This is a genomic window from Pseudoxanthomonas sp. LjRoot143, from assembly GCF_964252945.1.
GTDB lineage: Bacteria > Pseudomonadota > Gammaproteobacteria > Xanthomonadales > Xanthomonadaceae > Pseudoxanthomonas_A.
In genome coordinates, this window is the sequence record NZ_CAXUPM020000001.1 from 2,673,540 (window position 1) to 2,687,898 (window position 14,359).

Annotated in this window: 14 protein-coding genes; 4 read left to right on the top strand and 10 right to left on the bottom strand. The window is 67.0% G+C overall.

What is annotated here, in order from left to right; all coding sequences use genetic code 11:
• Positions 1-71 precede the first annotated feature (71 nt).
• Genes ACSQ1W_RS12975 through ACSQ1W_RS12995 form a run of 5 tightly spaced genes read right to left on the bottom strand, consistent with a single transcriptional unit; the run spans position 72 to position 5,473 of the window.
• Positions 72-1,139, bottom strand: a complete 1,068-nt coding sequence (locus ACSQ1W_RS12975; RefSeq protein WP_436044048.1) for a sulfate/molybdate ABC transporter ATP-binding protein — start codon at positions 1,137-1,139, stop codon at positions 72-74.
• 11 nt (positions 1,140-1,150) lie between these two features.
• Positions 1,151-2,110: a sulfate ABC transporter permease subunit CysW gene (gene cysW, locus ACSQ1W_RS12980; RefSeq protein WP_192272366.1), complete on the bottom strand. Its 960-nt coding sequence runs from the start codon at positions 2,108-2,110 to the stop codon at positions 1,151-1,153.
• A 1-nt stretch (position 2,111) separates the two neighbouring features.
• Complete coding sequence (cysT, locus tag ACSQ1W_RS12985) at positions 2,112-2,972, bottom strand: sulfate ABC transporter permease subunit CysT (RefSeq protein ID WP_436044050.1); 861 nt, start codon at positions 2,970-2,972, stop codon at positions 2,112-2,114.
• Position 2,973: 1 nt separating this feature from the next.
• The gene (locus tag ACSQ1W_RS12990) at positions 2,974-3,990 is read right to left on the bottom strand and encodes a sulfate ABC transporter substrate-binding protein (RefSeq protein WP_436044052.1); all 1,017 of its coding nucleotides are present in this window, start codon (positions 3,988-3,990) and stop codon (positions 2,974-2,976) included.
• Between the two features lie 16 nt (positions 3,991-4,006).
• Positions 4,007-5,473 carry an OprO/OprP family phosphate-selective porin gene (locus tag ACSQ1W_RS12995; protein WP_192272372.1) on the bottom strand — a complete coding sequence of 489 codons (1,467 nt, stop codon included), beginning with the start codon at positions 5,471-5,473 and terminating at the stop codon, positions 4,007-4,009.
• Positions 5,474-5,645: 172 nt separating this feature from the next.
• Here ACSQ1W_RS12995 and kbl point away from each other — a divergent pair, with 172 nt between their 5' ends.
• Positions 5,646-6,845, top strand: coding sequence for a glycine C-acetyltransferase (gene kbl, locus ACSQ1W_RS13000; protein WP_436044054.1), 1,200 nt, complete (start codon positions 5,646-5,648; stop codon positions 6,843-6,845).
• Positions 6,846-6,869: 24 nt separating this feature from the next.
• On the opposite strand, the gene ACSQ1W_RS13005 is transcribed toward kbl, so the two are convergent.
• The 4 genes from ACSQ1W_RS13005 to ACSQ1W_RS13020 form a co-directional block, all read right to left on the bottom strand.
• Positions 6,870-7,160, bottom strand: a complete 291-nt coding sequence (locus ACSQ1W_RS13005; RefSeq protein WP_436044056.1) for a hypothetical protein — start codon at positions 7,158-7,160, stop codon at positions 6,870-6,872.
• A gap of 74 nt (positions 7,161-7,234) precedes the next feature.
• On the bottom strand, positions 7,235-8,029 hold the full coding sequence (locus tag ACSQ1W_RS13010) for a pseudouridine synthase (protein ID WP_436044058.1): 795 nt from the start codon (positions 8,027-8,029) through the stop codon (positions 7,235-7,237).
• Between the two features lie 44 nt (positions 8,030-8,073).
• Positions 8,074-8,577 carry a hypothetical protein gene (locus tag ACSQ1W_RS13015; protein ID WP_436044060.1) on the bottom strand — a complete coding sequence of 168 codons (504 nt, stop codon included), beginning with the start codon at positions 8,575-8,577 and terminating at the stop codon, positions 8,074-8,076.
• A gap of 199 nt (positions 8,578-8,776) precedes the next feature.
• The gene (locus ACSQ1W_RS13020; protein WP_192272380.1) at positions 8,777-9,853 is read right to left on the bottom strand and encodes an OmpA family protein; all 1,077 of its coding nucleotides are present in this window, start codon (positions 9,851-9,853) and stop codon (positions 8,777-8,779) included.
• A 319-nt stretch (positions 9,854-10,172) separates the two neighbouring features.
• Here ACSQ1W_RS13020 and ACSQ1W_RS13025 point away from each other — a divergent pair, with 319 nt between their 5' ends.
• A complete protein-coding gene (locus tag ACSQ1W_RS13025) occupies positions 10,173-10,979 on the top strand; it encodes a dioxygenase family protein (protein WP_436044062.1) in 807 nt (268 codons plus the stop codon).
• Here ACSQ1W_RS13025 and ACSQ1W_RS13030 read toward each other — a convergent pair whose 3' ends face one another.
• Complete coding sequence (locus tag ACSQ1W_RS13030) at positions 10,980-11,900, bottom strand: LysR family transcriptional regulator (RefSeq protein ID WP_436044064.1); 921 nt, start codon at positions 11,898-11,900, stop codon at positions 10,980-10,982.
• A gap of 98 nt (positions 11,901-11,998) precedes the next feature.
• Here ACSQ1W_RS13030 and ACSQ1W_RS13035 point away from each other — a divergent pair, with 98 nt between their 5' ends.
• Together ACSQ1W_RS13035 and ACSQ1W_RS13040 are read left to right on the top strand one after the other, a co-directional pair.
• A complete protein-coding gene (locus ACSQ1W_RS13035) occupies positions 11,999-13,207 on the top strand; it encodes an MFS transporter (protein ID WP_436044066.1) in 1,209 nt (402 codons plus the stop codon).
• Positions 13,208-13,289: 82 nt separating this feature from the next.
• Positions 13,290-14,306, top strand: coding sequence for a zinc-binding alcohol dehydrogenase family protein (locus ACSQ1W_RS13040; RefSeq protein ID WP_436044068.1), 1,017 nt, complete (start codon positions 13,290-13,292; stop codon positions 14,304-14,306).
• Positions 14,307-14,359 lie beyond the last annotated feature (53 nt).

Sequence of the window (14,359 nt, forward strand, 5' to 3'; positions counted from 1 at the left end):
TCGCGTCAAGTGCTGGTTGACTTTCCCTGAATTTGGTTTCTTTTTCAATTAATTCAGCAGGTTACGTCGCATCACGCTGGTGCCGTTGCACCGTCGCGGGGAAACCAGCCGAACCGTTTTGGTGCCAAGCGGACCGTCTGCCCCGGCGCGGTGGTGGGTCCCTCGCGCTCGGCCGGCAGCTCGACATCCAGCTCGACCTCACTGCCGGCGACACGTGTGCGTAGACGCAGACGGGGCCCGGTGCGCTGGGCACCGATGATCGTTGCCGGCCACGCTTCAGGATTGGTCGCATCCACCAGGTGGAGATCCTCAGGACGCACGTAGACCTCCGCCTCCCCCCGCCCCGCCTGGCCACGCGACCGCAGGGGCAGTCCCGCAACATGCAGGGCTCCTCCGTCCCACTGCGCCGGCACGCGGTTCACCGCGCCCACGAACGAGTAGACGAAGGGGGACGCCGGCATATCGTAGGCATCGGCGGGACTGCCCAGTTGTTCGATGCGGCCGCGGTTCAGGATGGCCACACGATCTGCGAGTTCGAGGGCCTCCTCCTGGTCGTGGGTCACGAAGATCGTGGTCAGTCCCGTGCGGTCGTGCAGTTCGCGCAGCCAGCGGCGCAGATCGCGGCGCACCTGCGCGTCGAGTGCGCCGAAGGGTTCGTCCAGCAGCAGGACCCGCGGCTCGATGGCCAGCGCGCGGGCCAATGCCACACGTTGCCGCTGGCCGCCGGAGAGCTGCGCCGGATAGCGGGTGCCGAAGCCTTCCAGCTGCACCAGCGAGAGCAACTCGGCGACGCGCGTACGGATGGTCGCGTCGGGCACGCGGTCACGTCCCTTGCGCACGCGCAGGCCGAACGCGATGTTCTCCTCCACCGTCAGGTGACGGAACAGCGCGTAATGCTGGAATACGAAGCCTGCGCGACGTGCCTGCACAGTGAGGCGTGTAGCATCCTCGCCATCGAACAGCACGCGCCCGCTGTCCGCCTGCTCAAGGCCGGCGATCACACGCAGCAGCGTGGTCTTCCCGGAGCCCGACGGGCCGAGCAACGCCAGCAGTTCGCCCTTGCGGATGTCCAGCGATACATCGTCCAAGGCGGCGAAGCTGCCGAAGCGCTTGACCAGGTGTTCGATCTTGATGCCCATGAAATGCCCTGTCAGTGACGGTGGTTGGCGGCCAGCGCTTCGCCGTGGCGCCATTCCAGCCAAGTCTTCAATACCAGTGTCAGCAGCGCGGTCAGCGCCAGCAGCGACGCGGCCGCGAACGCGGCGCTGTACGCGTACTCGTTGTAAAGGATCTCCACGTGCAGCGGCAGCGTGTTGGTGCGGCCACGGATGTGGCCGGACACGACCGATACGGCGCCGAACTCGCCCAGTGCGCGCGCACTGCACAACAGCACGCCGTACAGCAGCGCCCAGCGGATATTCGGCAACGTCACCCGCCAGAACGTCTGCCAGCCGTTGGCGCCCAGGCTGAGAGCAGCCAGCTCCTCGTCCGTGCCCTGCTGCTCCATCAGCGGCATCAGTTCGCGCGCGATGAACGGGAACGTTACGAAGATCGTCGCCAGCACGATGCCCGGCAGCGCGAAGATGATCTTCGGTAACTGCAGGTGCAGATCGCCCAGCAGCGGCAAGGTGACATGCCAGCCCTCGTCGATCAGCGAGTACGCCCAGCCCTGCGCACCGAAGATCAGCACGTAGATCAGGCCCGCCACCACCGGCGACACCGCGAACGGCAGATCGATCAGCGTCACCAGCCAGCGCTTGCCGCGGAACTCGTGCTTGCTGACGGCCCAGGCGGCGGCCACGCCGAAGACGAGGTTGAGCGGCACGACGATGGCGGTCACCAGCAGCGTCAGCTGTACCGCCGCCAGCGCATCCGCTTCGAGAATGGCGGCGACGAACGCGGTCCAACCGCCCCGCAGCGCTTCAACGAACACCAGTGCCAACGGCAGCAGCAGGAACGACAGCAGGAACCCCAGCGCACCCAGCACCAGCAGCACCTGCACCCACACAGGCTCGGTGGTGGCGGCATGGCGACGGACGGGACGTGCGGGCACTTCCACGGCGGACGACTCCGGGGGAATGGCGATGACGGCGGAGATGGTGTCGCCCATGTTAGCCCCCTGCCCGCTTGCCGGTGCGCTGCAGGCGCGCTTGCAGGGTGTTGATAAGCAGCAGCAGCGCGAACGAGAGCAGCAGCATCGCCGCGGCGATCGCGGTGGCGCCTTCGTAATCGAACTCCTCCAGCTTGATGGTGATCAGCAGAGGCGCGATCTCCGAGACGCCCGGCAGGTTGCCGGCGATGAAGATCACCGAGCCGTACTCGCCCACGCCGCGCGCGAACGCCAGCGCGAAACCCGCCAGTACGGCAGGCCACAACGTCGGCAACACCACATGGCGCACCGCCTGCCAGCGACTCGCGCCGAGCGTGGCGGCCGCTTCCTCCAGTTCGGTTTCGATTTCGGCCAGCACGGGCTGCACCACCCGCACCACGAACGGCAGGCCGATGAACACCAGCGCCACGGTGATGCCCAGAGGCGTGTACGCGACCTTGATGCCGGCCGCTTCCAGCCATTGCCCGATCCAGCCGGTCGGTCCGTACAGCGCCGTCAGCGCAATGCCGGCTACGGCCGTGGGCAACGCGAACGGCAGATCGATCATCGCGTCGAACACGCGCTTGCCCGGGAAGCGGTAGCGCACGAACACCCACGCGACCAGCGTACCCATCACTGCGTTGAACGCGGCCGCCGCCAGTGCGGTGCCGAAGCTGATGCGCAGCGCCGCCAGCACGCGCGGCTCGCTCCAGATCGCCCAGATGCCGGCCGGCCCCAACCCGCTGGCCTTGGCGAACACCCCCACCAGCGGAATCAGCACGATCAGCCCCAGCCAGGCCAGCGTATAGCCCAGGCTGAGGCCGAAACCGGGAATGACGCGCTTGGCGCGCGCCTTTCCCGGCCAGGGATGCACTGCCGCCACGTTACTTCGCCTGGATCTGGTCGAACACGCCGCCGTCGGCGAAATGCGTGGCCTGCGCCTTCGCCCAGGAGCCGAAGACGCCATCGATCGTCACCAGCTCCAGCTTGGGGAACCGCGCAATGTCTTCCGGCGCGGCGTACTGCGGATGGCGCGGACGGTAGTAGTGCTTGGCGGCCAGGCGCTGGCCCGTGGGCGAATACAGGTACTTCAGGTAGGCCTGCGCCGCCTCGCGCGTGCCGTGCTTGTCCACGTTGCGGTCGACCAGGGCCACCGGCGGCTCGGCGAGGATCGACAGCGACGGCACCACGATGTCGAACTTGTCCGGACCCAGTTCCTCGATCGACAGGAAGGCTTCGTTCTCCCACGCCAGCAGCACGTCGCCGATCCCGCGCTGCACGAAGGTGGTGGTCGAGCCGCGTGCCCCGGTATCGAGCACCGGCACATTGCGGAACAACCCACGCACGAAGTTGCGCGTCTTCGCCTCGTCGCCCTTGAATATCTTCAGGCCGTAGGCCCATGCCGCCAGGTAGTTCCAGCGCGCACCACCGGAGGTTTTCGGATTCGGCGTGATCACCGAAGTGCCCGGCTTCACCAGGTCGTGCCAGTCGCGGATCTTCTTCGGGTTGCCCTTGCGCACCAGGAACACGATCGTCGACGTGTACGGCGCGCTGTTCTCCGGTAACCGCGATTGCCAGTTCGCCGGAAACAGCTTGGCGCGCTGGGCGATGGAGTCGACGTCGTACGCCAGCGCGAGCGTGACCACGTCGGCCTCGAGGCCGTCGATGACCGAACGTGCCTGCTTGCCCGAACCGCCGTGCGAGGTCTCGATGCTGACCTTCTGTCCTTTCGTCTTCTGCCAGTCGGCGGCGAACGCGGCATTGAACTCGCGGTAGAACTCGCGCGTCGGGTCGTACGACACGTTGAGCAGCTTGATGTCCTTGGCGCCCGCCGCCGCCGCCAGGGTCAGGCCGAGAGCGAGCAGTGCGTTGCGTGTATGGCGTCGGATGGAAGTCTTCATGCGATGTCTCCGGGAATCAGAAGGCGACCTGTAGTCGCGAGAACACGGCCTTTTCGTCTTCGCGATCCGCGCCTGCCGCGGCACCGCCCTCGAACTGCGTGTCCAGGTAGTTGACGACCAGCTTCAGGTTGCTGGTGAGGTACCAGTTGACGCCGACCGTCCACGCCTTTGCTCGACGGGCGGACACCGCGGGATCAGCGAACAGCGGAAATGCGCCATCGTCGATGTCGAGTTCGCCGTAACGGCCTACCAGTTCCCATGCACCCCAACCGCCGCCGGGGCTGAACGGGCTCGACGGTTTGACCACACCGCGATAGCTGGCGTCTTCGCCGGTAAGCACCCAGCTGGCAGTTGCCTGCCACGCCGTGTTCTCCAGGTCCGCACGCGTGCCTGCCGCCGCACCGCTGGTGACCAGCAGTTCCTGCTTCGAGGCGATGTACTCGGCCAGCAGGCCGAAACGGCCACGATAGAGATACCCCTGCGGCGAGAAGCGGCTGTGCTCGCCATCCGCCGCGATCGCACTGCGGTAGTTGAAGAACTGCGCCTGTCCCTGCGTGCGATAGCGCGGCAGGAAGTTGTTGCCCGCGCCCTGCTTGTCGCCGATGCTGCCGGCAATGCCGAAGCCAAGGCCGGACCACGAACTGCTGGTGTTCTTGAACGGCTCGAAGAAGATGCGACCGGCGTACTCGAACTCGTTGTCCGGATTGGTGGTCGCGGCATCGCGGCCATCGGGCGCACCGTTGTAGACGCCCGCCACGTAGCTCACCCGTCCTTCGGCGAACTCGCCCTGCGCCTGGATGCCCAAGTCGCGGTTGGGCGCCAGTTCGGTGGGGAAGCTGCGCTCGATCAGGCCGATCGCGCTGCCGGACTGCAGCCGTTCCAGCCCGATCGGGCCCTTGACCTTGCCCGCGCGCAGCGTGAAGGCCGGATCCAGCTTCACGTCGACGTAGGCGTCGACGATCGTCGCACTGTCGCCGGCGAACTCCGGCGTCAGGCGGAACGACACCAGCTTGCCCAGCGAACCCTCGATGGTCGGGCGGATGCGACGGAACAGGAACGTGTCGTTCTGCGGCAAAGCGTCGTCGTCGAGGAAGAAGCGCGCGTCACCCTGCACCAGCCCGCGCAGCTTGAACTCGAACTCGCCGTTGGCCGACCTGAGCGATGCACCCTTGTCGTTCACCGCGACCACCGGCGCGTCCTTGGCCTTGGCGGCGGTTTCCTCCTGCTGCAGTTCGAGACGACGTTCCAGGATGCGCAGGCGCTGGTCCAGGTCGCCCAGGGTCGCAGGACCCGACTCGCCCTCCGCCGCCACGGGCGCCGGCGCGTCGCCGACGCGGCGCTCCAGGGCTTCCAGTCGTTGCAGCAGTTCCTGCACGCTGGGCTGGCTCTGTGCGGATACGGGGAGGGCCAGCGAACAGGCCAACGCGCCGAGGATGGCGACGCCGCTGCCTTTCCGCTTGCGTGGGCCCGAGTGTGTCCGCATGACCGCATTTCCCCGCGTGAAGGCCCGTCGTGGGCCGGAGACGCGATGCTGCGTGCGCACATCCGGGCAGGGAAATGACGAAACGGGGGTCGCTTATGCCGTATCCGCATGACGCGGCAGGGGTGTTGCGAGCGACGGGTAGAATGGCGCCTTTCCCGCTCATTGCACTGCCATGGCCAACCCGCTGACCGCCCATTACGCCACCACCCTCGATGAGATCCGCGCACAAGGCCTGTTCAAGGCCGAGCGGATCATCACCAGCCCGCAGTCGGCGGAGATCACCCTGGCCGACGGACGGACGGTGCTGAACTTCTGCGCCAACAACTACCTAGGCCTGGCCGACCATCCGGACATCATCGCGGCGGCCAAGGACGCGCTGGACACGCACGGCTTCGGCATGGCGTCGGTGCGCTTCATCTGCGGTACGCAGGACCTGCACAAGCAGTTGGAGCAGACGATCGCCGACTTCTTCGGCACCGAAGACACGATCCTCTATGCCGCCTGCTTCGACGCCAACGGCGGCCTGTTCGAGCCACTGCTGGGCGAAGACGACGCCATCATCTCCGACGCACTGAACCACGCCTCGATCATCGACGGCGTGCGCCTGTGCAAGGCCAAGCGCTTCCGCTACGCCAACTGCGACATGGCCGACCTCGAGGCGCAGCTGCAGGCGGCCGACGCAGCAGGTTGCAAGACCAAGCTGATCACCACCGACGGCGTGTTCTCGATGGATGGCTTCATTGCGCCCCTGGACGAGATCACCGCGCTGGCGAAGAAGTACAACGCTCTGGTGCACATCGACGAATGCCATGCCACCGGCTTCCTTGGCGCCACCGGCCGCGGGTCGGCCGAGGTGAAGGGCGTGCTGGACCGCATCGACATCATCACCGGCACGCTGGGCAAGGCGATGGGCGGCGCGCTGGGCGGCTTCACCACGGCGCGCAGGGAAGTAATCGAACTGCTGCGCCAGCGCTCACGGCCCTACCTGTTCTCCAACTCGCTGCCGCCGCACGTGGTGGCTGCGGGCATCAAGGCGTTCGAGATGCTGTCCGCCGCAGGCCACCTGCGTGAGCAGTTGCAGGAGAACACGCGCTACTTCCGCGAGAAGATGACGGCCGCCGGTTTCGACATCAAGCCGGGCTTGCACCCGATCAGCCCGGTGATGCTGTACGACGCACCGCTGGCGCAGCGCTTCGCCGAGCGTCTGCTCGAGGAAGGCATCTACGCGATCGGCTTCTTTTTCCCTGTGGTGCCCAAGGAACAGGCGCGCATCCGCACGCAGATCAGCGCCGCGCATACGCGCGAACACCTGGACCGTGCGATCGACGCCTTCATCCGCATCGGCCGCGAACTGGGCGTGGTGAAGGCCTGATCGCGACGCCCGCGCTCCTGCGTATCAGCGGGCGCGCTTGGCGGTGCTGGCGGTCTTCGGTTTCGCCGGCGCACCCTTGGCCACGCGGATGCCGCGGGCCTTCATCCACGCATCGAATTCCTCGGCGGTCATGCTGCGGCCGTTCTGCTGCATGTCGAAACGGTGCCCGTGCGGACCGACCTTCACGGTGACCACCTCGTCCGGGGCGGCCTGCTTTGCCGCAGTGGATGAGGGTTTTGTTGCGCAGCCTGTCGACAGGCCAAAGACGAGCAGCACGGCGCAGCACAACGGCAGGCGCGGGATCGAACGGTGCATGGTGATTTCCCCAAGGTCAGCGCGGACGAGTGTAGGCAGCCCCCTTGCCGCGAACCCGGACCGCCGTCTCGCAATCAGCGGCCGGTCGTCGGCGCGAGCACGTCACGCTCGTGCGGTTCCAGCATGCGCCATGCGCCCTTGCCCAGCCCCCCCAACGCCAGTGGTCCGATGGCGACGCGTACGAGCCGCAGAACCCCGATGTCGAACGCGGCCAACAGGCGTCGGATCTGCCGGTTGCGCCCCTCGTCCAGCACGATTTCCAGCCATGCGTTGCGCTCGCCACTCCTGAGCACCTGCGCCGAGCGGGCGGAAAGATGCTCGCCATCGGCGCTTACGCCGGTCTTCAATCGGTGTATCAGGGCATCATCCGGCAGCGTGTCGATCTGCACGTGGTACGTCTTGTCCGGCCCCAGCGCGGGATCGGTAATGCGGGCCGCCCACTCGGGATCGTTGGTGAACAGCAGTAGGCCTTCACTGGCCTTGTCGAGCCTGCCGACCGGCGCGACCCAGGGCAGCTCCCCGCCATCCAGGCATCGGTACACGGTGTCGCGTCCCTGTTCGTCGCGTGCCGTGGTCACCAGGCCGCGCGGTTTGTTGAGCATCAGGTAGTAGCGCTCCAGCGCAGCGCTCGCCACGCCGTCTACGCGGATCACGGCCCGGCCGACGACCACCGGAAACTCTGGATCTCGCACGATGCGCCCATCGACGGACACCCGCCCGTCGACGATCCAGTGCGCGGCTTCGCTACGCGAACACACGCCCTGCTTGGACAGCACACGGGCCAGCCCATGACGCACTCCCTGTCCGGACGGCACACGGGAGCTCGCGGCACGCGAAGTTTCGCGAAAAGGAGGTCTGCGCGTACTCATCGGGCACCGACAGGAGAACGGCCGGGAGACCGGCCGTTCGTGGATCAGTTCTTCTTGGCAGGCTCGGCGGGTGCCGGTGCGGGCGCTGCCGCCGGAGCACCCGGCGCCTTCACCACGCGCACGCCGCGCGATTTCATCCACGCGTCGAACTCGTCGGCCGTCATGCGCTTGCCGTTCTGGCTCATGTCGAAGCGCCACGGCGTGTTGTCGTGCGCGGTCTTCGGCTGGTACGCCGCCGAGCTGGACGTGGCGGCCGCAGCCGACGGCGCAGCCGGCAACGCCTTGGCGATGTTGCGGCAACCTTCGATGCGCAGTCGCATCAGCACGCGCTCGACCGACTGCGATTCGTCGAAGGCATGCGACGCCAGCACGCCCGAGGGCGCGCCCAATTGCGTGGCAGCAGCGGTGAATTCCAGCGCGACCGGTGCGATCACCGTGGCGGGCGTCTTGAGCGGCGGCGGCACCAGGCTGCCACTGCAGTCCGGGGCCGCATGGGCGGCGGGAATCGCGGCGATGCACAGCACACTGGCGAACACATGACGACGCATCGGCACAACTCCTGACGGTTCACAGCTGGACGTGCCCGGAGTGTAGGCAGCGCGCCAGGGCATGGCAAGAAATTGCCCGCTGCGTGACGTCTCAATGCGGAAAGACGGAAGCGCGGTCACGCAAAACCCGCGCACCGTGCCGTAAAAAACGAAGCCCGGCACGAGGCCGGGCTTCGGATGTTGCGGGAAGAGCGTCCGATCAGTTCTGGACGTTCAGTTCCGTACGACGGTTGCGCTCGCTCTTGCAGCCCGGCAGGGTCTGCGCGGTCGGCTCCAGCGGACGGCTCTCGCCGTAACCGATCGGGCCCACCAGACGCGAGGCGCTGACGCCGTTGTTGGTCAGGTAGTCGTACACGGTCTGCGAACGACGCTGCGACAGCGACTGGTTGTAGGCGTCCGCACCGCACAGGTCGGTGTGGCCGGCCACTTCGACGCGCAGGTCGGGGTAGCGCTTCAGGATCTCGGCGGCTTCGCTCAGAATCGCGATCGCGTCCGGACGCAGGGTCGACTTGTCGAAGTCGAAGTTCACGCCCTTCAGGTCGATCGAGACCTGCACCGGGCAGCCGTCCGGACCGATGGTCTGGCCAGCCTGCGAACCGGGGCACTTGTCGTCGCAGTTGTTGACGCCGTCACCGTCGTCATCCAGGTCGGCGCAGCTCGGGGCAGCCGGCGGCGGGGCCGGCGGCGGAGCGGTTTCGGCCTTCGGGCCCAGCGGGATCACGACGCCGACCGAAGCCAGCACGTCGCCGAACCAGTCTTCCTGCGGAGCGGCAGCGCTCTGGTCGTCGAAGTCGGCACGATAGGCAACTTCGGCGCGCACGCCGACGCGCTTGTCGAGCGTGGTCTGCAGACCGACGCCCAGCTTGGCGGCGAGGTTGTTGTCACGACGCTGGTTGGACGCGTTGATCAGCGACTCTTCTTCCGAACGCTGCATGCCCAGACCCGCCACGATGTAGGGGTTCCAGCCGCGGCCTTCCTGGACGAAGTGGCGACGCAGGTCCAGCGAGATGCCGTACTGGCTCCACAGTGCATCACGGTTGTCTTCGAACTTCGGGTTCTGATAGTTCAGCTCACCGTCCAGCGACCAGTTCGGGCTGATGAACTTGCCCAGACCCAGGCCCAGGAAAGGGGCATTGCGGGTGGTGCGGTCATCGTCCTGCAGGTTGAAGCCAGCCGAACCCGTCAGGTACCAGCGGTCATCGAACTCCTGCGCCATCGCGTGGTTCGCGAGGCTCAGGCCGCCCAGCAGCGCGGCGCAGAGAATCTTCTTGTTCATTTGCAGCTCCTTTCCTTGTAAAAGTTCAGTAGTAGAGAAACCGAAGTGCTTCGCTTACGGCAGTTCTAGTTGTTATTCGAGGCGACAGGCTGCCGTCGCCTTGCTGAACAGATTATGCGGGGGTATGTGAAGACTGTGTTAACGGTACCATAACAAGTTGGCCAAGGTTAACACTCTGTAAGAGAACTCGCGCAGATCCGTCCTGTTCCAGCCGCCGTGGCCGCCGACCATCACAGCAGCCGGGCAAGTCCAGTAACGGCAACACACCGGTCCATCCAAGACCCTTGGTAAGTCTCCCTCGGGGGCCGATGCTCGCATCATGAACCTGCCTGCTCCCGCCGTACACCGTCTCCCGAGCCTGTTCCTGTCGCATGGCTCCCCCATGCTGGCGATCGAGGACTCGCCCACCGGCCGATTCCTCGACCAGCTGGGAGGCTTCCTGCCCCGGCCTCGCGCCATCCTGGTGGCCTCTGCGCATTTCGTCCACGTTCGCCCGACGCTCACGGCCACGCCCGCACCGAAGACGATCCACGACTTCGGTGGGTTCCCGGCACCGCTTTACCGGATCCAGTATCCGACGGCCGGTGCGCCGACACTCGCCCACGACATCGCAGCGCGCCTGAACGCCGCTGGATTCGAAGCGCACGAAGACGACCACCATGGGCTGGATCATGGCGTCTGGGTCCCGTTGAGGCGGATGTATCCCGCGTCGGACATCCCGGTGGTCGCGCTGTCCGTAAACCCCTCCCAAAGCGCCGAGTGGCACTACCGGCTGGGCCGGGCACTTGCGCCGTTGCGGGACGAGGGCGTGCTGGTGGTCGGCTCCGGCGGCTTTTCCCACAATCTGCGCGCACTGGATTGGCAGCACGCGCGAGCCAACACATACCCGTGGGTGACGGCGTTCACCGATCCGTTGCGCGCTGCGCTGCTGGAAGGCGACGCGGCCGCCGCGCTCGACTGGACCTCGCTGCCGCATGCGGCCCAGAACCATCCCACCACCGAACACCTCTACCCACTCTACGTGGCGCTCGGTGCAGGCGGCGAGGGCGCGAAGGGACGATTGCTCCATCGCGACGTGGAAATGGGCGGACTGGCGCTGGACGCCTTCGCGTTCGACACAGCCTGACTACACCGCCAGTCCGCGTTCCCACGGCGGATCGTCACCGAACTGGTCGGTCAGGAACTCCACGAACGCACGCACCCGCGGCGGCACCAGTCGGCGCTGCGGCATGACCGCACTGATCGCGGTCGTGGCCAGCGGAAAGTCCGGCAGCACGACCTGCAGCCTCCCTGCACGCAGGTCGTCCGCCACGTGCCACAGCGAATGCACGACGATGCCCTCCCCCGCCAGCGACGCATCGCGCAGCACCTCGCCGAAGTTGCTTTCGAAGCGCCCGTGCACGCGAACCGCGACCTCGCCGCCCTCCGGCGTGCTCAGCCGCCAGACGTCCTGGCGTCCACCTCTGCCGAACAGCAACAGGCAATCATGGTCGGCCAGCTGTTCGGGCGTCCGGGGGGTGCCGCGCCGGCGCAGGTAGTCCGGCGACGCGCACAGCACGCGACGGTTGGGGGCGATGCGCCGTGCGACCAGCCGTGAGTCGTCCAACGCCCCGATGCGGATGGCGAGGTCGAAGCCCTCGCTCACCAGGTCCACCACGTTGTCGCTGAGGTGGACGCTGAGCCGCACCTTCGGGTGGCGCGCCAGGAAGGCCGGCAGCAGCGGCGACACGTACTGGCGCCCGAACGAGGCCGACATGGTGACCCTCAGCGTGCCGGCAACCTCATTGGCGGCCTCGCGCAGGCCGCTGCCCAGCGACTCCAGCTCCTCGACCAGTACCCGCCCCTGCTGCGCCAGGGCCAGCCCTTCAGGCGTGGGATGCAGACTACGCGTGGTCCGGTGCAGCAGCCGCACGCCCAGCTCCTTCTCCAGCCGCTTCAGGCGCTGACTGGCCACCGCCACCGACAGGTCCAGGCTGTGGGCCGCCGCCGTGATGGAGCCGAGGTCGAGCACGCGCAGGAACAGGGTCAGGTCACCGACGCGGTCCATTTTCAATTTTCCATTGAAAGTGATTCGCCATCTTCTCGGTTTTTCGCCAGCGAAGGAAGCGGCACCCTGCACGCCTTCTTCCCCACCCCTCCTCTCCCATGTCACCCGCCTCCTCTTCCTCCCGGATGCCGCTGGGCCTCTATGCGCTGACCGCCGGCGCCTTCGGTATCGGCACCACCGAGTTCGTCATCATGGGCCTGCTGATGCAGGTCGCGGCCGATCTCCACGTCTCCATCGCTGCCGCTGGCCTGCTGATCTCCGGCTATGCGCTCGGTGTCTTCGTCGGCGCGCCGCTGCTGACCGCCGCGACCAGCCGCATGCCGCGAAAGGCGGTGCTGGTGGCACTAATGATCGTGTTCACCCTGGGCAACCTGGCCTGCGCGCTGGCGCCGAACTACGAACTGCTGATGGCGGCGCGCGTGGTGACCTCGCTCGCGCATGGCACTTTCTTCGGCGTTGGCGCCGTGGTCGCCACCGGCATGGTCAGCGAAGACCGCAAGGCCTCGGCCATCTCCATCATGTTCACCGGCCTGACCGTCGCCACCCTGCTCGGTGTGCCGGCGGGCGCGTGGCTGGGCCTGGAGTTCGGCTGGCGCGCGACGTTCTGGGCGGTGACCGCCATCGGCGTACTGGCCACGATCATCATCGCCACCCTGGTGCCAGCCGATCGCAGCGCGCCCGCGCCACTACCGTTCCGCGACGAGCTGCGCGTGGTCGCGCGTCCGCAGGTAGTGCTGGGACTGCTGATGACCGTGCTCGGCTTCGGCGGCATGTTCACCGTGTACACCTATATCCAGCCGTTGCTGACGCAGGTCACCGGCTTCACCGATGCGGCGGTCTCACCGATCCTGCTGGTGTTCGGCGTCGGCATGATCGTCGGCAACCTGCTCGGCGGCCGCTTCGCCGACCGTCGACTGGCGCCTGCTTTGCTCGGCACGCTCGCGCTGCTGGCGCTGGTGATGGGCGCGATGACCTTCGTGCTGCACAGTCAGTGGGCGATGATCGCGTTCACCGGCCTGCTCGGCGCGGCCGCGTTCGCCACGGTCTCGCCGCTGCAGCTCTGGGTGTTGCAGAAGGCCAGCGACGCACAGAGCCTCGCGTCCAGCCTCAACATCGGCGCCTTCAATCTCGGCAATGCACTGGGCGCCTGGCTCGGTGGCGTGGTGATCTCGCAAGGCCTGGGCCTCTCGGCGCTGCCCTGGGTCGCCGCGCTGGTGCCTGCGTCAGCCTTCGCCCTCGCGCTTTGGGCGCTGGCGCTCGAGCGTCGCCAGCGTTTCCCGCTGGTTCCGGAAGCGGACTGCGCCTGATCCGCCCTTCGTCGCATCGCCTCTTTACTGCGCGCGCCGCATCATCGCGACACGCCTCCCGACTCTCCCACGAGGATCCACCATGAAAGCCGTCGCCCTCACCCGCTACCTGCCCATCGACGATCCGCAGTCACTGGTCGATGTCGAACTCGATACACCCACCGCCACCGGCCACGACATCCTGGTGCGCGTGGAAGCGGTGTCAGTGAATCCGGTCGATACCAAAGTCCGTTCCCCCAAGCCGCAGGTCGAAGCGCAGCCGAAGGTGCTGGGCTACGACGCCGCCGGTGTCGTCGAAGCGGTCGGCGACGCCGTCACCCGCTTCAAGCCCGGCGACACCGTGTACTACGCGGGCGACATCACCCGTTCCGGTAGCAATGCGCAGTTCCAGCTGGTCGACGAACGCATCGCCGGGCGCAAACCCGCCTCGCTGGACTTCGCGCAGGCCGCCGCGCTGCCGCTGACCACGATCACCGCCTGGGAGCTCCTGTTCGACCGCATGCCGTACGCCATCGAGGGCGGCGGCAACGGCAAGTCGCTGCTGGTGATCGCCGGTGCCGGCGGCGTCGGTTCGATCGCGATCCAGCTGGCCAAGCGCGCGGGCTTCACCGTCGTTGCGACCGCCTCGCGCCAGGACACCATCGACTGGTGCAAGGCGCTCGGTGCCGACCACGTGATCAACCATCGCGAACCGCTCGGCCCGCAGCTGAAGGCGCTGGGCTTCGACACCATCGACGCGGCACTCAATCTTGCCGACACCGACCGCTACTGGACCGAGCTGGGCGAGTTGCTGTCGCCGCGCGGCCATGTCGGCCTGATCGTCGAACCGCGCGGCGAGCTGCGCATCGGCGACCCCTACAAGGCCAAGAGCATCGGCATCCACTGGGAAATGATGTTCGCCCGCCCGCGCTTCCGCACCGCCGACATGGGCGAACAGGGCGCACTGCTGGATCGCGTCGCCGACCTGATCGATGCCGGTCAGCTGCGCGGCACACTCACCGACACGTTGTCACCGATCGACGCGGCGAACCTGCGCGAAGCACATCGCCGTCTCGAATCCGGCACCACCATCGGCAAGTTGGTGCTCGCCGGCTGGTAAAGGCGAAAAGAGCTGTGGGAGCGACGTAAGTCGCGACTGGACGGCGGAGACAT